General features: G+C 57.4%; 20 protein-coding genes. 12 read left to right on the forward strand and 8 right to left on the reverse strand.

Annotation, left to right across the window (positions count from 1 at the left end):
• Positions 1-74 precede the first annotated feature (74 nt).
• The 5 genes from hypE to hypA are packed head-to-tail and all read right to left on the reverse strand — an operon-like array spanning position 75 to position 3,692.
• Entirely contained in the window at positions 75-1,085 is a 1,011-nt protein-coding gene (hypE, locus tag GBC03_09905) for a hydrogenase maturation carbamoyl dehydratase HypE (protein ID QFS70504.1), read from the reverse strand.
• The gene (hypD, locus tag GBC03_09910) at positions 1,082-2,203 is read right to left on the reverse strand and encodes a hydrogenase formation protein HypD (GenBank protein QFS70505.1); all 1,122 of its coding nucleotides are present in this window, start codon (positions 2,201-2,203) and stop codon (positions 1,082-1,084) included. Before hypD ends, hypE begins: the two co-directional genes overlap by 4 nt.
• Positions 2,203-2,475: a HypC/HybG/HupF family hydrogenase formation chaperone gene (locus GBC03_09915; GenBank protein QFS73963.1), complete on the reverse strand. Its 273-nt coding sequence runs from the start codon at positions 2,473-2,475 to the stop codon at positions 2,203-2,205. The genes hypD and GBC03_09915 overlap by 1 nt, the downstream gene beginning before the upstream one ends.
• Entirely contained in the window at positions 2,466-3,338 is an 873-nt protein-coding gene (hypB, locus tag GBC03_09920; protein ID QFS70506.1) for a hydrogenase nickel incorporation protein HypB, read from the reverse strand. Before hypB ends, GBC03_09915 begins: the two co-directional genes overlap by 10 nt.
• A gap of 3 nt (positions 3,339-3,341) precedes the next feature.
• Positions 3,342-3,692, reverse strand: a complete 351-nt coding sequence (gene hypA, locus GBC03_09925) for a hydrogenase maturation nickel metallochaperone HypA (protein QFS70507.1) — start codon at positions 3,690-3,692, stop codon at positions 3,342-3,344.
• A gap of 210 nt (positions 3,693-3,902) precedes the next feature.
• Between hypA and hycA the strand changes: the two genes are divergently transcribed.
• From hycA to hycI, 9 genes are all read left to right on the forward strand, one after another.
• A complete protein-coding gene (gene hycA / locus GBC03_09930; protein QFS70508.1) occupies positions 3,903-4,364 on the forward strand; it encodes a formate hydrogenlyase regulator HycA in 462 nt (153 codons plus the stop codon).
• 136 nt (positions 4,365-4,500) lie between these two features.
• Positions 4,501-5,112 (forward strand): 4Fe-4S dicluster domain-containing protein, encoded by a 612-nt coding sequence (locus GBC03_09935; protein ID QFS70509.1) that lies wholly within the window; start codon positions 4,501-4,503, stop codon positions 5,110-5,112.
• A complete protein-coding gene (hycC, locus tag GBC03_09940) occupies positions 5,109-6,935 on the forward strand; it encodes a formate hydrogenlyase subunit 3 (protein ID QFS70510.1) in 1,827 nt (608 codons plus the stop codon). The genes GBC03_09935 and hycC overlap by 4 nt, the downstream gene beginning before the upstream one ends.
• Positions 6,936-6,937: 2 nt before the next feature.
• Positions 6,938-7,861, forward strand: coding sequence for a hydrogenase 3 membrane subunit (locus GBC03_09945; protein ID QFS70511.1), 924 nt, complete (start codon positions 6,938-6,940; stop codon positions 7,859-7,861).
• Between the two features lie 17 nt (positions 7,862-7,878).
• Positions 7,879-9,588, forward strand: a complete 1,710-nt coding sequence (gene hycE, locus GBC03_09950) for a hydrogenase large subunit (protein ID QFS70512.1) — start codon at positions 7,879-7,881, stop codon at positions 9,586-9,588.
• A 9-nt stretch (positions 9,589-9,597) separates the two neighbouring features.
• A complete protein-coding gene (locus tag GBC03_09955) occupies positions 9,598-10,140 on the forward strand; it encodes a 4Fe-4S dicluster domain-containing protein (protein QFS70513.1) in 543 nt (180 codons plus the stop codon).
• Positions 10,140-10,907, forward strand: a complete 768-nt coding sequence (hycG, locus tag GBC03_09960; GenBank protein ID QFS70514.1) for a formate hydrogenlyase subunit HycG — start codon at positions 10,140-10,142, stop codon at positions 10,905-10,907. Before GBC03_09955 ends, hycG begins: the two co-directional genes overlap by 1 nt.
• Positions 10,904-11,314 carry a formate hydrogenlyase maturation protein HycH gene (hycH, locus tag GBC03_09965; GenBank protein QFS70515.1) on the forward strand — a complete coding sequence of 137 codons (411 nt, stop codon included), beginning with the start codon at positions 10,904-10,906 and terminating at the stop codon, positions 11,312-11,314. Before hycG ends, hycH begins: the two co-directional genes overlap by 4 nt.
• Positions 11,307-11,771: a hydrogenase maturation peptidase HycI gene (gene hycI / locus GBC03_09970; GenBank protein ID QFS70516.1), complete on the forward strand. Its 465-nt coding sequence runs from the start codon at positions 11,307-11,309 to the stop codon at positions 11,769-11,771. Before hycH ends, hycI begins: the two co-directional genes overlap by 8 nt.
• Before the next feature lie 26 nt (positions 11,772-11,797).
• Here the strand turns inward: hycI and GBC03_09975 are convergent, their stop codons facing one another.
• The 3 genes from GBC03_09975 to ascF form a co-directional block, all read right to left on the reverse strand.
• Positions 11,798-12,049, reverse strand: a complete 252-nt coding sequence (locus GBC03_09975; protein QFS70517.1) for a type I addiction module toxin, SymE family — start codon at positions 12,047-12,049, stop codon at positions 11,798-11,800.
• Positions 12,050-12,229: 180 nt separating this feature from the next.
• Entirely contained in the window at positions 12,230-13,654 is a 1,425-nt protein-coding gene (ascB, locus tag GBC03_09980; protein QFS70518.1) for a 6-phospho-beta-glucosidase, read from the reverse strand.
• Between the two features lie 22 nt (positions 13,655-13,676).
• Positions 13,677-15,131, reverse strand: coding sequence for a PTS cellobiose/arbutin/salicin transporter subunit IIBC (ascF, locus tag GBC03_09985; protein ID QFS70519.1), 1,455 nt, complete (start codon positions 15,129-15,131; stop codon positions 13,677-13,679).
• Positions 15,132-15,395: 264 nt separating this feature from the next.
• Between ascF and GBC03_09990 the strand changes: the two genes are divergently transcribed.
• From GBC03_09990 to hypF, 3 genes are all read left to right on the forward strand, one after another.
• Positions 15,396-16,409 carry a LacI family DNA-binding transcriptional regulator gene (locus GBC03_09990; protein QFS70520.1) on the forward strand — a complete coding sequence of 338 codons (1,014 nt, stop codon included), beginning with the start codon at positions 15,396-15,398 and terminating at the stop codon, positions 16,407-16,409.
• A 145-nt stretch (positions 16,410-16,554) separates the two neighbouring features.
• Positions 16,555-17,100 carry an electron transport protein HydN gene (gene hydN, locus GBC03_09995; protein ID QFS70521.1) on the forward strand — a complete coding sequence of 182 codons (546 nt, stop codon included), beginning with the start codon at positions 16,555-16,557 and terminating at the stop codon, positions 17,098-17,100.
• 148 nt (positions 17,101-17,248) lie between these two features.
• The gene (gene hypF, locus GBC03_10000) at positions 17,249-19,510 is read left to right on the forward strand and encodes a carbamoyltransferase HypF (protein QFS70522.1); all 2,262 of its coding nucleotides are present in this window, start codon (positions 17,249-17,251) and stop codon (positions 19,508-19,510) included.
• Positions 19,511-19,580 lie beyond the last annotated feature (70 nt).

A 19,580-nucleotide genomic window follows, 5' to 3' on the forward strand; every position in this document is an offset into this window, starting at 1 on the left:
CCTTATCCGGCCTACGGTTCAAAAGCGTGTGTAGGCCGGATAAGGCGAAGCCGCCATCCGGCATAATTACAGAATTAACAAATACGCGGCAGAGGTTCGGCATGCGGTAAATCCAGTGTGCGCTTCACGCCGTAAAGACCGGCCAGACGCACACCTTTACGTTCGACGACGTCGCCAATCAGTGCCGCATCGCGCCCCAGCGGATGGGCATGCAAGGCAGCCAACACCTGCTCTGCCGCCTGACGTTTAACCGCAATCACCAGCTTGCCTTCGTTAGCGAAATTAAGCGCATCCAGACCCAACAGTTCACAGACTCCACGAACGGCGGGCTTCACGGGAATTGCGGATTCGGACAGCTCAATCCCGCAACCACTGGCAGCAGCAAACTCGTGGGCGACCGCGTTCACGCCGCCACGCGTCGCGTCGCGCAGAGCTTTCACGCCGGGAATATCGCGCAGCGACTGAATCAGCGGTGTCAATACCGCGCAATCGCTGACCAGTTCACCATCCAGCCCCAGTTGTTCACGCAGATTAAGAATGGTTGCCCCGTGATCGCCCAGCGTCCCGCTGACCAGCAGTACATCACCTGCACTCAGGGTTTGTGCGCCCCAGTGAATATTGGCCGGGATCGCCCCCATGCCCGCGGTGTTAATAAACAGTTTGTCCGCCGCGCCGCGCTGAACGACTTTGGTATCGCCGGTGACGATTGCAATGTTAGCCTCGCGCGCGGTGGCGGCCATGCTGCTCACCACGCTTTTCAGCGTCTCCATCGGCAGTCCTTCTTCGAGGATAAAACCGCAGGAGAGATAGCGAGGGATCGCGCCGCTGACGGCGACGTCGTTGGCGGTACCGCAGATCGCCAGCTTGCCGATATTACCGCCGGGGAAGAACAGCGGATCAATGACATAGCTGTCAGTGGAGAAGGCTAACCGATCGCCTTCAGCGACCAGTTGCGCCAGTTCAAGCCGCGCCTGATCTTCTTGTTCCGCCAGCCACGGGTTGGCAAAGGCTTCCATAAACAGGCTGTTAATCAGCTGCTGCATGGCCTGACCGCCACTGCCGTGGGCGAGTTGTACGCTGTTCATGCTTCACACTCCTGCTGACGATACTGATACCAGGCGGCGCATGCGCCTTCTGAAGAGACCATCAGCGCGCCGAAGGCGGTCTCTGGATTACAGGTCTTGCCAAACAGCGGGCACTGATGCGGTTTACATTTCCCGGTCAGCACTTCGCCGCAGCGGGCACGCGGATCGTCGTAAACCTGTTGGGGGGCCGGGCGGAAATGCGCTTCGGCATCAAAACGCTGGTAATCGGGCGTCAAATGCACACCGGACGATTCAATCACCCCCAGGCCGCGCCACTCACTGTCGCCAGTAACGCAAAATACCTCGGCAATAGCCTGTTGCGCCAACAGGTTACCGGCATCGGGCACCACGCGGCGGTACTGATTTTCGACCTGACTGTGGGCCGCTATTTTCTGCTCAACCAGCATCAGGACGCCTTGCAGTAGATCAAGGGGTTCGAATCCTGCGACCACCAGCGGACGATGAAATTCACTGGCAATAAAATGATAGGCTTCAGTGCCGATAACCATGCTGACATGGCCTGGCGCGAGGAACGCGTCGATGCCGTTGTCGGGCTGTTCCAGCAGACTGCGCAGGGTCGGAATGAGCGTGATGTGCTGGCAGAAGAAGTAAAAGTTCTGCACGTCGCGCAGTTTCGCCTGTTGCAGGGTAATGGCGGTCGTCGGCATGGTGGTTTCAAAGCCGAGACCGAAGAAAACGACTTTGCGCGTCGGGTTTTCCTGCGCCAGTTTGAGCGCATCCATCGGCGAGTAGACGATGCGAATGTCCGCGCCGCGTGCTTTCGCCTGCAACAGCGAACCCTGTTTCCCCGGCACGCGCATGGCGTCGCCAAAGGTACAGAAAATCACCTCCGGATGGCTGGCAATTTCCACGCAACTGTCGATACGCCCCATCGGCAGCACGCAGACCGGACAGCCCGGGCCGTGGATAAATTCCACGTTTTCAGGGAGCAACTGGTCAAGACCAAATTTAAAGATCGCGTGCGTGTGACCGCCGCAGACTTCCATGATGCGCAGCGGACGTTCGGCGGTGTATGGCAGATGCGCGGCGCGTTCACGCAGGTGCTCAATCAGTTGCATCACCTGTTCCGGCGCGCGGTATTCGTCAACAAAACGCATTATTTTTCCTCGCCATACAGCAGAGCGCCGACATCCGGCTCAACATCAAACATGTTCTGGAGCGCATCAAGCGTGTCGCGCGCTTCGGCTTCGTTAATCACGCTCATAGCAAAACCGACGTGGACCAGTACCCACTGGTTCAGACGGGGTTCACCGTGCTCATCGCAACTGCCGACCAGCGTCAGATCGACGTCGCGCTGAATACCGCAAACGTCGACTTTCGCCAGGTTACCTTCAATGGTGCGGATTTGGCCGGGAACGCCTATGCACATCGCTGTGCCTCCAGCCAGTTCAGCCACAGATCCATCCCTTCGCCGCTGGTGGCGGAAATCAGGATGATCTCGATGTCCGGGTTGACTTCCCGGGCGCTGGCAATGCACTTCTCAACGTCGAAATTCAGGTACGGCAGCAGGTCGACTTTGTTGAGCAGCATCAGCGAGGCGGCAGCGAACATATGCGGGTATTTCAGCGGCTTGTCTTCGCCTTCAGTGACAGAAAGCACTGCCACTTTATGGCGTTCGCCGAGATCAAAGCTCGCCGGGCAGACGAGATTGCCGACGTTTTCGATAAACAGAATACCGTGGTCTGCCAGCGGCAGACGCGGCGCGGCATCGGCAATCATCTGCGCGTCAAGGTGACAGCCTTTGCCGGTGTTGACCTGAATGGCCGGCGTGCCGGTGGCACGAATGCGCGCCGCATCGTTGACCGTCTGCTGGTCGCCTTCAATAACGGCACACGGCACGCTGTCTTTCAGCTTCATCAACGTTTCGGTGAGCAGGGTCGTTTTACCGGAGCCTGGACTGGAGACGAGGTTGAGCACCAACTGCTGTCGCGCGGCGAAGCGGGCGCGGTTGCGCTCAGCCAGCCGGTTGTTCTTATCCAGCACGTCGATTTCCACTTCCAGCATACGACGCTGGCTCATACCTGGCGCGTGGGTTCCGGCTTCACCGTGACCGTAGTGCAGATCGCCTTCTTCAGTCTGGCTCGGGGTGAATTCGGACGTTTTGATGCCAGTAATATTCAGCGCCGGGCGAGCTGCCGGGGCAAAAGGCGCGCTGCGAAACGCGGAATGAGGGTTATGCTCATCACCCTCTATATAAAGGTTGCCTTCAGCGCAACCACATGTTGTACACATCGCTCACTCCTGATCTATTTCTATTCGTCGAATCTGTAATCCGTCATCAGCCACGATCTGTAGCGTGTCGCTGTTGCATTGCGGACAACGGCGTACGCGCTGGGTGAGTAAGGTGACGTATTGCTGACAGGATTCACACCAGCATTCGGCTTCTTGTTCCTCGAGGTGCAGTTTACAACCTTCCGCAACGGTGCCACGGCATACCAGATCAAAACAAAAGGAGAGAGCGCTGGTTTCTACGCAAGAAAATGCGCCAATTTTGAGCCAGACCCCAGTTATCCGTTTTGCGCCGTGCGCGACGGCCTGTTGTTCGATCAATTCCAGCGCCCGCTGGCAAAGGGTAATTTCGTGCATGTCGCCTCCCGATGTGATGGGCAGGGTTAAGCAATAACTATGCCAGCCTGAAAATTGCGTGCGTTAGCCGATGACGATGATGACGAAATGACATGTCATCTGGACGTCGACATCCGTCATTTATTTTTAAATTCATGAAAAAACAATTAGTTAAAAACTGGCATGGAAAATGCTTATGGCAGGCTATCTCTGTTAAACGGGTAACCTGACATGACTATTTGGGAAATAAGCGAAAAAGCCGATTACATCGCGCAGCGGCATCGTCGCCTACAGGACCAGTGGCATATTTACTGTAACTCGCTGGTTCAGGGGATCACCCTGTCGAAAGCGCGTCTGCATCATGCGATGAGCTGCGCGCCGGATAAAGATCTCTGCTTCGTGCTGTTCGAACACTTTCGTATCACCGTCACGATGGCGGATGGCTTCAACAGCCACACCATCGAGTATTACGTCGAAACAAAAGATGGCGAAGATAAACAACGGATTGCACAGGCGCAATTGAGCATTGACGGCAAAGTGGACGAGCGGGTCAGCAACCGTGACCGCGAGCAGGTGCTGGAACACTATCTCGATAAAATCTCCAGCGTCTATGACCGACTGTATACCGCCGTTGAGAGCGGATCGCCGATCAATCTGAGCCAACTGGTGGCGGGACAAAACCCGGCGGCCTGAACGCGGCGCTTTGCGTTGTGACGTCGTGTCATCGGTTGTCACGACGATTTGAGGGACAGACGTGTCGATAAGTGTCGATACTGACATTTCATCGGCATGTTTTCGTCAAAAATGACTATCACCTGAGGAATGCCTGGTGAATCGTTTTGTAATTGCTGACTCCACGCTCTGTATCGGCTGCCACACCTGTGAGGCCGCCTGTTCAGAGACGCATCGCCAGCACGGCCTGCAGTCTATGCCGCGCCTGAAAGTGATGCTGAATGAAAAAGAATCTGCGCCGCAGCTTTGCCACCACTGTGAAGATGCCCCCTGCGCCACCGTATGTCCGGTCAACGCCATTAACCGGGTGGATGGCGCTGTGCAGCTCAATGAAAGCTTGTGCGTGAGCTGCAAACTGTGCGGCATCGCCTGTCCGTTTGGCGCGATCGAATTTTCCGGCAGCCGTCCGCTGCATATCCCGGCCAATGCCAATACTCCGAAAGCCCCGCCTGCACCACCGGCACCGGCTCGCGTCAGCACACTGCTGGACTGGGTTCCGGGCGTGCGCGCCATTGCGGTGAAATGCGACCTGTGCAGCTTTGATGAACAAGGCCCGGCTTGCGTGCGGATGTGTCCAACCAAAGCCTTGCATCTGGTGAACAACATGGATATCGCCCGCGCCAGCAAGCGCAAACGTGAGCTGACGTTTAATACCGACTTCGGCGATCTCTCCTTGTTTCAGCAGGCTCAGAGTGGGGATGCAAAATGAGCGCAATTTCACTGATCGTAAGCGGCGTGGCCTGGTTTGCCGCCGCCGCCGTCCTGGCATTTCTGTTTTCTTTTCATAAAGCGCTGAGCGGCTGGGTCGCTGGCGTGGGCGGCGCGGTTGGCAGTCTGTGCACCGCGGCGGCGGGTTTCACCGTACTGATCAACGCTGTCGCCGTGAGCGGCGTGATGCCGTTTATCGGTCACGGCGTGCAAATCACCCCGCTGAATGCCATCTGGCTGATTACGTTAGGGCTGTGCGGGCTGTTCGTCAGCCTGTACAACATCGACTGGCATCGCCATCCGCAGGTCAAAGCGAACGGCCTGCTGGTGAATTTGCTGATGGCGGCGGCGGTGTGCGCCGTTGCTGCCAGTAATCTCGGCACGCTGGTGGTGATGGCGGAAATTATGGCGCTGTGCGCCGTGTTCCTGACCGTTTGTAGCAAAGAAGGCAAGCTGTGGTTTGCGCTGGGACGTCTTGGTACGCTGCTGCTGGCGATTGCCTGCTATCTGGTGTGGCAGCGCTATGGCACCCTGGAGCTGCGTCTGCTCGATCTGCGCACGCAGGAACTGCCGCTGGGCTCCGACATCTGGCTGCTCGGCGTGGCGGGCTTTGGTCTGCTGGCGGGGATCATTCCACTGCACGGCTGGGTACCACAGGCACATGCGAATGCCAGCGCACCTGCTGCCGCCCTGTTCTCCACCGTGGTGATGAAGGTCGGTCTGCTGGGTATTCTCTCTTTATCGCTGATTGGCGGTAATGCGCCGCTGTGGTGGGGCGTGCTGCTGCTGATACTCGGCATGATCACCGCGTTTGTCGGCGGCCTGTATGCGCTGATGGAGCACAATATTCAGCGTCTGCTGGCGTATCACACCCTGGAGAACATCGGCATTATTCTGCTCGGTCTGGGCGCAGGTGTGACCGGGATTGCCCTCAATCAACCGGCGCTGATTGCCCTTGGCCTGACCGGCGGTCTCTACCACCTGGTGAACCACAGCCTGTTCAAAAGCGTACTGTTCCTCGGTGCGGGCAGCATCTGGTTTCGTACCGGACATCGCGATATCGAAAAGCTGGGCGGCATCGGCAAACGCATGCCGGTGATTTCTATCGCTATGTTGGTCGGGCTGATGGCGATGGCCGCACTGCCGCCGCTGAACGGCTTCGCCGGTGAGTGGGTTATCTATCAGTCTTTCTTCAAACTGGGCAACAGCGGCGCGTTTATTGGTCGTCTGCTGGGACCATTACTGGCGGTTGGACTGGCGATCACCGGTGCGCTGGCGGTGATGTGTATGGCGAAAGTGTATGGCGTCACCTTCCTCGGCGCGCCGCGCACGAAAGAGGCGGAAAACGCCTGCTGTGCGCCGATCCTGATGGGCATCAGCGTCGTGGCGCTGGCGATTTGCTGTGTGCTGGGTGGTGTTGCCGCGCCGTGGCTGCTGCCGCTGCTGGCGACCGCCGTCCCTCTGCCGCTGGAAACCGCCAATACCACCGTTTCGCAGCCGATGATCACACTGCTGCTGATAGCCTGTCCGCTGTTGCCGTTCATCCTCATGGCGATGTTCAAAGGCAACCGTCTGCCGTCGCGTTCACGCGGTACGGCATGGGTCTGCGGTTACGATCACGAGCAGTCAATGGTCATTACCGCGCACGGTTTCGCGATGCCGGTGAAGGAAGCTTTTGCTCCGGTCCTCAAACTGCGGAAGTGGCTTAACCCGGTAGCGTGGGTTCCGGGCTGGCAGAGCGCGGCTGTGCCGGTTCTGTTCCGTCGTCTGGCGCTGATTGAGCTGGCCGTGCTGGTGGTGATTGTGGTTTCACGAGGAGCCTGAGAATGAGTGTTTTATATCCGTTAGTTCAGGCGCTGGTGTTGTTTGCCGCCGCGCCGCTGCTATCCGGCGTGACCCGCGTGGCACGTGCCCGTCTGCACAATCGCCGCGGTCCGGGCGTATTGCAGGAATATCGTGACATTATCAAACTGCTGGGCCGCCAGAGCGTCGCGCCAGCGGACGCCGGGTGGGTCTTTCGCCTGACGCCGTTTGTGATGGTCGGCGTGATGCTGACTATCGCGACCGCGCTGCCGGTGGTGACCGTTGGCTCTCCGCTGCCGCAACTGGGCGATTTGATAACCCTGATTTACCTGTTCGCCATCGCCCGTTTCTTCTTTTCCATTGCCGGTCTGGATACCGGTAGCCCGTTCACCGCGATCGGTGCCAGCCGTGAAGCGATGCTCGGCGTGCTGGTTGAGCCGATCCTGCTGCTGGGTTTGTGGGTCGCCGCGCAGGTGGCCGGTTCCACCCATATCAGCAATATCACCGATACGATCTACCACTGGCCGACGGCCCGCAGTATTCCGCTGATTCTGGCGCTGTGCGCCTGCGCCTTCGCCACCTTTATCGAAATGGGCAAACTGCCGTTCGATCTGGCGGAAGCGGAACAGGAGTTGCAGGAAGGACCGTTGACCGAATACAGCGGCAGCGGTTTTGCGGTGCTGAAGTGGGGCATTAGCCTGAAACAGCTGGTGGTACTGCAAATGTTTGTCGGCGTGTTCCTGCCGTGGGGACAGATGGAAGCGTTCAGCATGGGTGGACTGCTGCTGGCGCTGGTGATTGCCGTCGTCAAGCTGCTCGTCGGCGTGCTGGTGATTGCCCTGTTCGAAAACAGCATGGCGCGTCTGCGTTTTTGCGCCACTTCACGCGTGACCTGGGCCGGTTTTGGGTTTGCGTTTTTAGCGTTCGTCTCCTTGCTGGTGGCGTGATTTAAGAGAGTTTGAGCATGTCTGAAGAAAAATTAGGTCAACAATACCTTGCTGCACTGCACCAGGCGTTTCCTGGCGTGGTGCTGGACGAAGCCTGTCAGACCCGGGATCAGCTGACGATCACCGTGAAGGTTAATTATCTGCCGGAAGTGGTCGAATTCCTGTACTACAAGCAGGGCGGGTGGCTCTCTGTGCTGTTCGGCAACGATGAACGCCAGTTGTGCGGTCACTACGCCGTGTACTACGTGCTGTCGATGGAGCAGGGTACCAAATGCTGGGTAACGGTGCGTGTTGAGGTCGACCCGAACAAGCCGGAATACCCGTCCGTTACGCCGCGCGTGCCTGCGGCGGTGTGGGGCGAGCGCGAAGTGCGCGATATGTACGGTCTGATCCCGGTCGGTTTGCCGGACGAACGCCGTCTGGTGTTACCGGATGACTGGCCGGATGAACTCTATCCGCTGCGTAAAGACAGCATGGATTACCGTCAGCGCCCGGCACCGACCACCGACGCTGAGACTTATCAGTTCATCAACGAACTGGGTGACAAGAAAAACAACGTGGTGCCGATTGGCCCGCTGCACGTCACTTCGGATGAGCCGGGACACTTCCGCCTGTTCGTTGACGGCGAAAATATTATCGACGCCGATTATCGCCTGTTCTATGTCCACCGCGGCATGGAGAAACTGGCGGAAACCCGGATGGGTTACAACGAAGTCACCTTCCTGTCGGATCGCGTCTGCGGTATCTGCGGCTTTGCCCACAGCACCGCGTACACCACTTCGGTTGAAAACGCGATGGGCATTGTGGTGCCGGAACGCGCGCAGATGATCCGCGCCATTCTGCTGGAGGTGGAGCGTCTGCACTCCCACCTGCTGAACCTCGGTCTGGCCTGTCATTTCACCGGCTTCGACTCCGGTTTTATGCAGTTCTTCCGCGTGCGTGAAACCTCCATGAAGATGGCGGAGATCCTGACCGGGGCGCGTAAAACCTACGGTCTGAACCTGATCGGCGGGATTCGTCGCGATCTGCTGAAAGAGGACATGATCCAGACCCGCCAACTGGCGCAGCAGATGCGTCGCGACGTGCAGGAACTGGTGGATATGTTACTCAGCACACCGAACATGGAACAGCGCACCGTGGGTATTGGTCGTCTGGATCCGGAAATCGCGCGTGATTTCAGTAACGTTGGGCCGATGGTTCGCGCCAGCGGTCACGCCCGTGACACCCGCGCCGATCACCCGTTTGTCGGTTACGGCCTGCTGCCGATGACGGTTCACAGCGAACAGGGTTGTGATGTTATCTCGCGCCTGAAGGTGCGTATCAACGAAGTGTATACCGCGCTGAATATGATCGACTTCGGTCTGGACAACCTGCCGGGCGGTCCGCTGATGGTAGAAGGCTTTACCTACATTCCGCATCGCTTTGCTCTGGGCTTCTCCGAAGCGCCGCGCGGTGATGATATCCACTGGAGTATGACCGGCGACAACCAGAAGCTGTACCGCTGGCGCTGTCGTGCGGCGACTTATGCCAACTGGCCAACTCTGCGCTATATGCTGCGCGGCAACACCGTTTCTGATGCACCGCTGATTATCGGTAGCCTTGACCCTTGCTACTCTTGTACCGACCGCATGACCGTGGTGGATGTGCGTAAGAAGAAGAGCAAAGTCGTGCCATATAAAGAACTTGAGCGCTACAGCATTGAGCGTAAAAACTCGCCGCTGAAATAAGGAATCGCCATGTTTACCTTTATCAAAAAAGTCATCAAAACCGGTGCGCCAACTTCGTCTTATCCGCTGGAGCCGATTGCGGTTGATAAAAATTTCCGCGGCAAGCCGGAGCATTATCCGCAGCAGTGTATTGGCTGCGCGGCCTGCGTGAATGCCTGTCCGTCGAATGCGCTGACGGTGGAAACCGATCTGGCCAGCGGCGAACTGGCCTGGCAGTTCAACCTTGGGCGCTGCATTTTCTGCGCCCGCTGCGAAGAAGTGTGCCCGACGGCGGCGATCAAGCTTTCGCAGGAGTACGAACTGGCGGTGTGGAAGAAAGAAGATTTCCTCCAGCAGTCTCGTTTTGCGCTGTGCAACTGTCGCGTGTGCCATCGTCCTTTCGCCGTCCAGAAAGAGATTGATTACGCCATTGCGCTGCTCAGGCACAACGGCGACAGCCGCGCGGAGCATCACCGCGAAAGCTTTGAGACCTGCCCGGACTGCAAGCGCCAGAAGTGCCTGGTGCCGTCCGACCGTATTGAACTGACTCGCCATATGAAAGAGGCCAGCTGATGAGCAATTTATTAGGCCCGCGTGACGCAAACGGTATTCCGGTACCGATGACGGTGGATGAGTCCATCGCCAGCATGAAGGCGTCATTGCTGAAAAACATCAAGCGTTCAGCGTATGTTTACCGCGTGGACTGCGGCGGCTGTAACGGTTGCGAAATTGAAATTTTTGCAACGTTGTCACCGCTGTTCGATGCCGAACGCTTCGGTATCAAAGTCGTACCGTCGCCGCGTCATGCGGACATTCTGCTGTTCACCGGCGCGGTCACCCGCGCGATGCGCTCTCCGGCGCTGCGTGCCTGGCAGTCAGCGCCCGATCCGAAAATCTGTATCTCTTACGGCGCTTGCGGTAACAGCGGTGGCATCTTCCACGACCTGTACTGCGTCTGGGGCGGCACCGACAAAATTGTGCCGGTGGATGTGTATATTCCAGGATGCCCGCCGACGCCTGCGGCTACGCTGTACGGTTTCGCGATGGCGCTGGGCCTGCTGGAGCAGAAAATTCATGCTCGCGCCCCAGGCGAGTTGGATGAACAGCCTGCGGAAATTCTGCACCCGGAAATGGTGCAACCACTGCGCGTGAAGATTGATCGCGAAGCACGTCGTCTGGCGGGCTATCGCTACGGGCGACAGATTGCTGATGACTACCTGCGACAGTTAGGTCAGGGTGAACATCAGGTGGCGCGCTGGCTGGAAGCGGAAAGCGACCCACGTCTCACTGAGATCGTTTCGCATCTGAATCAGGTTGTTGAAGAGGCGCGTATCCGATGAGTGAAACGGTGGTGTTCAGTCAACTGAGCCGTAAGTTTATTGATGAGAACAATGCGGCACCCGCAGAGGCGCAGCAGGTTGTCTATTACAGCCTGGCGATTGGCCATCATCTTGGGATCATCGACTGTCTTGAAGCGGCGTTGACCTGCCCGTGGGACGCCTATCTGACGTGGATTGCCACGCTGGAAGAGGGGAGCGAGGCCCGTCGAAAGATGGAAGGGGTGCCGAAGTACGGGGAGATCGTCATCGATTTTAACCATGTGCAAATGCTGGCGCACGCGTTCGATCGGGCGCTTGTCGTACAAACTCCGGAGCAGCAGGCATGGAGTAAACAGATGCTCGGCATGCTGCACGATATTCACCAGGAGAGCGCCATCTACCTGATGGTGAGGAGACATCGTGACTGACGTTTTACTGTGTGTTGGCAACAGCATGATGGGGGATGACGGCGCGGGTCCGCTGCTGGCAGAAAAATGTACGGCGCAGGCGAAGGGCAACTGGGTGGTCATCGACGGAGGCAGTGCGCCGGAAAATGATATCGTGGCCATTCGTGAACTGCGCCCGGATCGTCTGCTGATCGTGGATGCTACCGATATGGGGCTGAATCCCGGCGAAATCCGCATCATTGATCCTGACGATATCGCCGAAATGTTCATGATGACGACCCATAATATGCCGCTGAACTATCTGGTCGATCAGCTCAAAGAAGACGTCGGTGAGGTGATCTTCCTCGGTATTCAGCCGGATATTGTCGGATTTTATTATCCCATGACCCAGTCGATTAAGGATGCCGTCGACACCGTTTACCTGCGTCTCGACGGTTGGGAAGGCCACGGCGGTTTCGCGGAACTGGACGCGTCGTGATGTTCATGCCGGATGACGGTTTGGCCTCATCCGGCCCGTTCTTCTTTCACCTGTTCAATCACTAATTTCCCCTGCATCACCGCCACATTGACGATGGTGCCGGTAGGAAAACCGGCCTGTTCCAGCCAGTCGCCGTTAATGGTTAACGATGCATGCCGGCTATAGCGGCGCGTGTTGCCGGTTTTTGGATCTTCATGGCGCTTTCTGACATAGCTCACCTTTAAACGACGAAAGGGCCTGCTGATAGCGACTTCAGGACTGTCAGTCTCAATAGTCATAAACGATTCCTTGTTGCCCACGGGTAGAAGAATATACCTGTATAAAATGCCAGTAAAAGAGGGGAAGGGCAAACCGGAAACTGGAAGGGAGATAGCGGAAACAGAATGCAAATGATGTAACGGGAAAGGGAGGGAAGACCGGTAGAGGCCGGACAGCGAGAGCGCCATCCGGCATCTTGTTTACGCCAGATCCTGTCCGTTGCTGGCGATCACTTTTTTATACCACCAGAATGATTTTTTACGGGTTCGTGCAAGCGTACCGTTTCCGGCATCATCGCGGTCGACATAGACGAATCCATATCGTTTGCTCATTTCCCCCGTTGACGCGGCCACCAGATCAATACAGCCCCAGGTGGTGTAACCCATCAGCGGCACGCCATCCTCAATGGCGTCAGCCATGGCCCGGATATGTTCGCGCAGATAGCTGATGCGATAATCGTCATTAATGTTGCCGTCGGCATCGATTTCATCTTTTGCCCCAAGACCGTTTTCCACCAGAAACAGCGGTTTCTGATAGCGGTCGTACATCATGTTCATTGTGATGCGCAGGCCAAGCGGGTCTATTCCCCAACCCCAGTCGCTTACCTGAAGGTACGGGTTGCGAAGTGACTTCACCACGTTTGCGGCACTGGTGTTCTTTGTATTCATCTCAGCCGACGCGCAGCGCGACGCGTAATAGCTGAAGGAGACAAAATCGACGGTATTTTTCAGGATGGCATCATCTTCCGGGGTTTTCTCTATCACCACGCCTTTCTCGCGGAACACGCGGGTAGAGTAAGCCGGATACGCCCCGCGCGCCTGCACGTCAATGAAGAACAGGTTTTCACGATCTTTTTCCAGCGCCGTCCAGACATCTTCCGGTTTACAGGAGTATGGATAAAAATTTCCCCCTGCCAGCATACAACCCACCTGGTTCTGCGGGTTTACCTCATGGGCGATTTTCGTCGCCAGCGCGCTGGCAATCAGCTCGTGGTGCGCGGCCTGATATTTCACCTGATCCTGATTTTCCCCCTCTTCAAACACCAGCCCCGCGCCGGAGAACGGGCTGTGCAGCATGATGTTGATTTCATTGAAGGTCAGCCAGTATTTCACCAGACCATCGAAGGCTTCAAAACAGGTGCGTGCATAGCGAGTGAAAAAATCCACCATCTTGCGGTTACGCCAGGAGCCGTATTCGGTGACCAGATGCATCGGCACATCGAAGTGGCACAACGTCACCAGCGGTTCAATACCGTACTTTTTGCACTCGGCAAACACCGCGCGATAGAACGCAATGCCTTCCTCGTTTGGCGTCAGTTCGTCGCCGTTGGGATAGAGGCGGCTCCAGGCAATCGAGGTACGAAAGACGGTGAAGCCCATTTCCGCCATCAGGGCGATATCGTCTTTATAGCGATGGTAAAAATCGATCGCCTGATGGCTTGGATAGAATTCGTCATTCCGCAGTTGGAAACGTTTCTCCAGTCCCAGTTTGACCGGCATGCGATGCTCGCCGTGCGGGATCATATCGACGGTGGTCAGCCCTTTGCCGCCTTCCCGGTATGCCCCTTCAGACTGGTTGGCGGCCAGTGCGCCGCCCCATAAAAATCCTTGCGGAAATACAGCCATAGTAAACCTCAGTGAATAACAGTCAGACGCTGGCGCTTTTTACCGCGGACGGTTGCGCCGCCTGGTTTTTTCGTGCCTGTGCGGCCGCATCCTCGACGGGGATATCCTCAAAGCCCAGCAGCAGCGTCAGGACAAACGACAACACGACCGCCAGCGCCATGACGCCGAACACCCAGACGATGGTCATTGGGTTGGCCGGATCGAAAAACTGAACGCTGGTAAACAGGCCCGGTGCCGCCATTGAGTGGCTGGCGAGCCCGGCCATACCAGCGACGGCGCCACAGATGAAGCCGCTGATAAGACTCGCAATCAGCGGACGTTTCAGGCGTACCGCCACACCGTAGAGGGCGGGTTCTGAAATCCCCGCCATGATGGCCGAGGCCGCCGCTGCCAGTGCGGTCTGGCGCAGTTCCGGGTTTTTCGTTTTCCAGGCAACCGCCAGCGAGGAGCCGCCGAGCGACAGGTTGGCACCAATTTCGGACGGCATTACCATCCCTTCTTTACCCGTTTCGGCGATGGTCTGGATGATGGTCGGCGTAAAGACGCGGTGCATCCCGGTCATCACCAGCAGCGGCCACAGTGCGCCCATAATGGCGACAGACAGCCAGCCGAGATAGCCGTGAATGGTATAGACCAGCGCGGAAATTGCGCTACCGATCCAGATGCCAATTGGCCCAATCAGGACGATGGCAAGCGGTGCGGCGATCAGTACGATCAGCATGGGTTTCAGGAAGTTTTTGGTGACCGCGGGCGTAATGTGATCCACCCAGCGTTCGATATACGACAAACACCATGTCATGACCAGCGCCGGAATAACCGTATAGGTATATTTCACCGCGGTGACCGGGATCAGCGCGAATTCAACGTGCTCGCCCTGTGCCGCTTTCGCCATCAGATCGATAAAGCTCGGATGCACCAGCACCCCGGCAATGGCGATTGCCAGCGACATGTTGGTTTTGAATTTAATCGCCGCCGAGGCAGCTACCATTAACGGCAGGAAGAAGAAGGCGCCATCGCCGATCACGGTCAGGATCGTTAAGGTGGAAGAGCCTTTTTCCAGCACGCCGGTCATTTCAAGGATCATCGCCAACAGTTTGAGCATCGATCCGCCGATAATCGCCGGGATCAGCGGTGACATGGTGCCGATCAGCGCATCAAGGATCCCCGCGCCAATGCGTCTGAGCGTCAGCTTCGGTTTGCCGACGGGTTCTGCTGGTTGCATATCGCCCGGCAGCAGGCTAACGACTTCCCGATACGCCTGGGAGACGGTATTGCCGATGATGACCTGACACTGGTTGTCGCTGCGAACCACGCCGAGTACACCGCTGAGAGTTTTGAGCGTGGCGCTGTCGACCCGCGCGTCATCTTTCACGACGAAACGCAGACGCGTCATGCAGTGTGTCACTGCGGTGATGTTGTCGACGCCGCCCAGAGCCGTCACCACGGCGCGCGCCAGCGCTGCATAATTCTTGGACATAGGATTTTTATCCTGTTTTATCAGTAGGGTACGTTTTATTTTGCCGCTCGCTCGCCTGAACGATCGTCAGTGATGAAACGTCGATGAGAAACCGGTTACACAAAATCATGAATAGATTGTGTTATTCAGGCAATATTTAATTTTATCTATTTTCGTGAATTGTGATTTGAGTCACTTGTGGTTTTTTGGCGTGATTTAGCATCAAGGACAACCGCGCAGCGGTGAAGTACACTGCATCTCATTGCGAGAAAAGGAAGAAAAATTATGACGACGATGCTGGAGGTAGCGCAGCGGGCCGGAGTGTCGAAGGCGACGGTCTCCAGGGTGCTTTCAGGGAATGGCTACGTCAGCCAGGAGACGAAGGATCGCGTATTTCAGGCGATTGAAGAGAGCGGCTATCGGCCTAATCTGCTGGCGCGTAGCCTTGCGGCGAAAACCAGTCAGACGCTGGGACTGGTGGTGACTAACACCCTCTACCACGGCGTCTATTTCAGCGAATTACTGTTTCACACCGCGCGGATGGCGGAAGACAAAGGTCGTCAGTTGCTGCTTGCCGATGGTAAGCACAGCGCCGAAGAAGAGCGCCAGGCGATCCAGTATCTGCTGGACTTGCGCTGCGACGCCATCATGATCTACCCGCGTTTTCTCAGTGTGGATGAGATCGATAAAATTATCGACAGCCACTCGCAGCCGATTATGGTGCTTAACCGCCGGTTACGAAAAAACAGCAGCCACTGCGTCTGGTGCGATCAAAAACAAACCAGTTTTAACGCCGTGGCGGAACTGATTGCCGCAGGCCATCAGCAGATTGCCTTTATTACCGGCTCAATGGACTCCCCTACCGGGGTTGAACGTCTGTCGGGGTACAAAGAGGCGCTGACCCGACACGGCATCGCCGTCAATGACGAGCTGATCGTCAAAGGCAAATGGACGCCTGCCTGCGGTGCGGCGGGAGTGGACACGCTGCTTTCACGTAACGCGACGTTCAGCGCGCTGGTGGCCAGCAATGACGACATGGCGATTGGGGCCATCAAACAGTTGCATGACAAAGGACTGGTCGTGCCGTCGCAGGTGTCGGTGATCGGTTTTGACGATATTGCAATGGCCCCCTACACCATACCGGCGCTCTCCAGCGTCAAAATTCCAGTGACGGAGATGATTCAGGAGACCATTGGTCGACTCATCTTCATGCTGGACGGCGGGGCGTTTACGCCACCGAAAAGCTTCACCGGCACGCTGATCCGCCGCGATTCTGTTGCGCCTGTCACGGCGCAGTAAAAATTGTCACCCGTCATCGTCATTCGTGACGATGACACCGCAATGGTCGCCCCCTGTTTTTAAATATCGTTAAATTACAGCAAGATAAAAACTGGCATGATTTGTGAATGTTTCGGCACATTATCTGTCATTGCTGGAGAGTTTGATGAACCGTTTCATCATTGCAGACGCCAATAAGTGCATTGGTTGCCGTACCTGTGAAGTGGCCTGCGTGGTCTCCCATCAGGAAAACCAGGACTGCGCGTCACTGACCCCTGAAACCTTTTTACCTCGTATCCATGTGATAAAAGGCGTCAATGTCTCGACGGCGACGCTGTGCCGCCAGTGTGAGGACGCGCCGTGTGCGAACGTTTGTCCGAACGGTGCCATCAGCCGTGATAAAGGCTTTGTCCACGTCATGCAGGAACGTTGCATTGGCTGTAAAACCTGCGTGGTGGCCTGCCCGTATGGGGCAATGGAAGTGGTGGTGCGTCCGGTCGTGCGTAATAGCGGCGCAGGCCTGAACGTGCGGGCGGAAAAAGCAGAAGCTAACAAGTGCGATCTCTGCCATCACCGTGACGCCGGTCCGGCCTGTATGGAAGCCTGCCCGACGCACGCCCTGATTTGTGTTGATCGCAATAAGCTCGAGCAACTCAGCGCAGAAAAACGTCGTCGCGCGGCGCTGGAGTCTTCTGCATCGCTGCTTTTCTAATCCCTGAAAATCCGCGTAAAATACGGTAGTACTTATGCCGGATGGCGATGCTCTCGCATCTTATCCGGCCTACTGTTCGCATCCCCGTAGGCCTGATAAGCGTAGCGCCATCAGGTAAACCGGGATAGATGACTGCGGAAACGACTTAATGGCACTAAACAATCACTCCGGCGTACAGCTACGTATTCGCGGCAAAGTGCAGGGCGTCGGCTTTCGCCCCTTTGTCTGGCAACTGGCGCAGCAACTGCAATTGCACGGCGATGTCTGTAATGACGGTGATGGCGTCGTCGTTCGCCTGCTGGAAGAACCCTCCACGTTTATCGCTGAACTGCATCAACACTGTCCGCCGCTGGCGCGTATCGACAGCGTGGAGAGTGAGCCATTTCACTGGGGACAGCAGCCCACCGAGTTCAGCATCCGCCAGAGCGCGGGCGGCACGATGAACACCCAGATTGTGCCCGATGCCGCCACCTGCCCGGAATGTCTTGCTGAAATGAACACGCCCGGTGAGCGGCGTTATCGCTATCCGTTTATCAACTGTACCCACTGCGGCCCGCGTTTTACCATTATCCGGGCGATGCCCTACGACCGTCCGTTTACGGTGATGGCGTCATTTCCGCTCTGTCCGCAATGCGATAAGGAGTACCGCGACCCGTATGACCGTCGTTTTCACGCCCAGCCGGTGGCTTGCCCGGCGTGTGGTCCGCATCTGAGCTGGTTGAGCGGCGGACGACAGGCGGAAAAGGATGCGGCATTGCAGGCTGCGGTTGAGATGCTGAAGGCGGGGGGCATTATCGCGGTTAAGGGCATCGGCGGGTTTCATCTGGCCTGCGATGCGCGAAACGGCGATGCGGTAGCAACTCTTCGCGCGCGTAAGCGCCGTCCAGCAAAACCGCTGGCGGTGATGCTGCCCGATGACAGCGGCTTGCCAGATGCGGCAAGTCGGCTGCTGAAAACACCCGCCGCGCCGATTGTGCTGGTGGATAAACAGCATATTTCCTCGCTGTGTGACGGTATTGCCCCTGGGCTTGCAGAAGTTGGTGTGATGCTGCCCGCCAATCCGCTGCAGCATCTCCTGCTCCAGGAACTGAAGGGGCCGCTGGTGATGACCTCCGGTAATCTCAGTGGCAAACCTCCGGCCATCAGCAACGAACAGGCGCTTGAGGATTTACAGGATATTGCCGGGGGTTTCCTGTTGCACAATCGCGACATCGTGCAGCGCATGGACGATTCCGTGGTACGTGAAAGCGGCGAAATGCTGCGTCGCTCGCGGGGATATGTCCCGGACGCGCTGGCGCTGCCGCCGGGTTTTCGCGACGTGCCGCCGATGCTTTGTCTGGGGGCGGATTTGAAAAACACCTTCTGCCTGGTGCGCGGTGAGCAGGCGGTGATCAGCCAGCATCTTGGCGATCTCAGCGACGACGGGATCCAGCATCAGTGGCGTGACGCGCTGCGGTTGATCCAGAATATCTATGACTTCACGCCGCAGCGCCTTGTTTGCGATGCCCATCCAGGATACGTCTCCAGCCAGTGGGCCAGTGAGATGAGCCTGCCGACAGAAAGTGTGTTGCATCATCATGCCCATGCTGCGGCCTGTCTGGCTGAACACGGCTGGCCGCTGGACGGTGGCGATGTCATCGCCCTGACGCTGGACGGCATCGGAATGGGTGAAGCGGGCGCGCTGTGGGGCGCAGAGTGTCTGCGGGTGAACTACCGTGAGTGCGAGCACCTTGGAGGGCTGCCCGCCGTGGCGCTTGCCGGTGGCGATCTCGCTGCAAAGCAGCCCTGGCGTAACCTGTTAGCGCAGTGTCTGCGTTTTGTGCCGGACTGGCAGCGCTATCCGGAAACCGTCGGCGTGCAGCGGCAGAACTGGAGCGTGCTGGCGCGCGCGATTGAGCGCGGGATTAACGCACCGCTGGCCTCGTCCTGTGGGCGTCTGTTTGATGCGGTTGCCGCAGCGCTGAACTGCGCGCCAGAATCGCTCAGCTATGAAGGTGAGGCCGCCTGCACGCTGGAGGCGCAGGCGTCGCAATGCGCGGGCGTTAAACACCCGGTGACGTTGCCGCTGTCGGGTAATCAACTGGATCTGGCGACCTTCTGGTCGCAGTGGCTGAACTGGCAGGCAACGCCGGCCGAACGCGCATGGGCCTTCCACGATGCGCTGGCGCAAGGGTTTGCGGCGATGATGCGTGAACAGGCCACCGCGCGTGGTATCGACACGCTGGTGTTCGGCGGTGGGGTGATGCACAACCGGTTACTGTCGGCGCGGCTGGCTTATTATCTGGCGGATTTCACGCTGCTGTTCCCGCAGCAGTTACCGGCGGGTGATGGCGGACTGTCGCTGGGGCAGGGAGTGATTGCTGCGGCGCGCTGGCTGAGCCATCGTGATATGCCGGATGGCGACGCGTAGCGTCTTATCCGGCCTACAATGCGGCACATGCCGTAGGCCGGACACCACGTCACTTATACGCTGACAGTGG

The sequence above is a fragment of the Citrobacter telavivensis genome (assembly GCA_009363175.1).
In the GTDB taxonomy this organism is placed as follows: Bacteria; Pseudomonadota; Gammaproteobacteria; order Enterobacterales; family Enterobacteriaceae; genus Citrobacter_A; species Citrobacter_A telavivensis.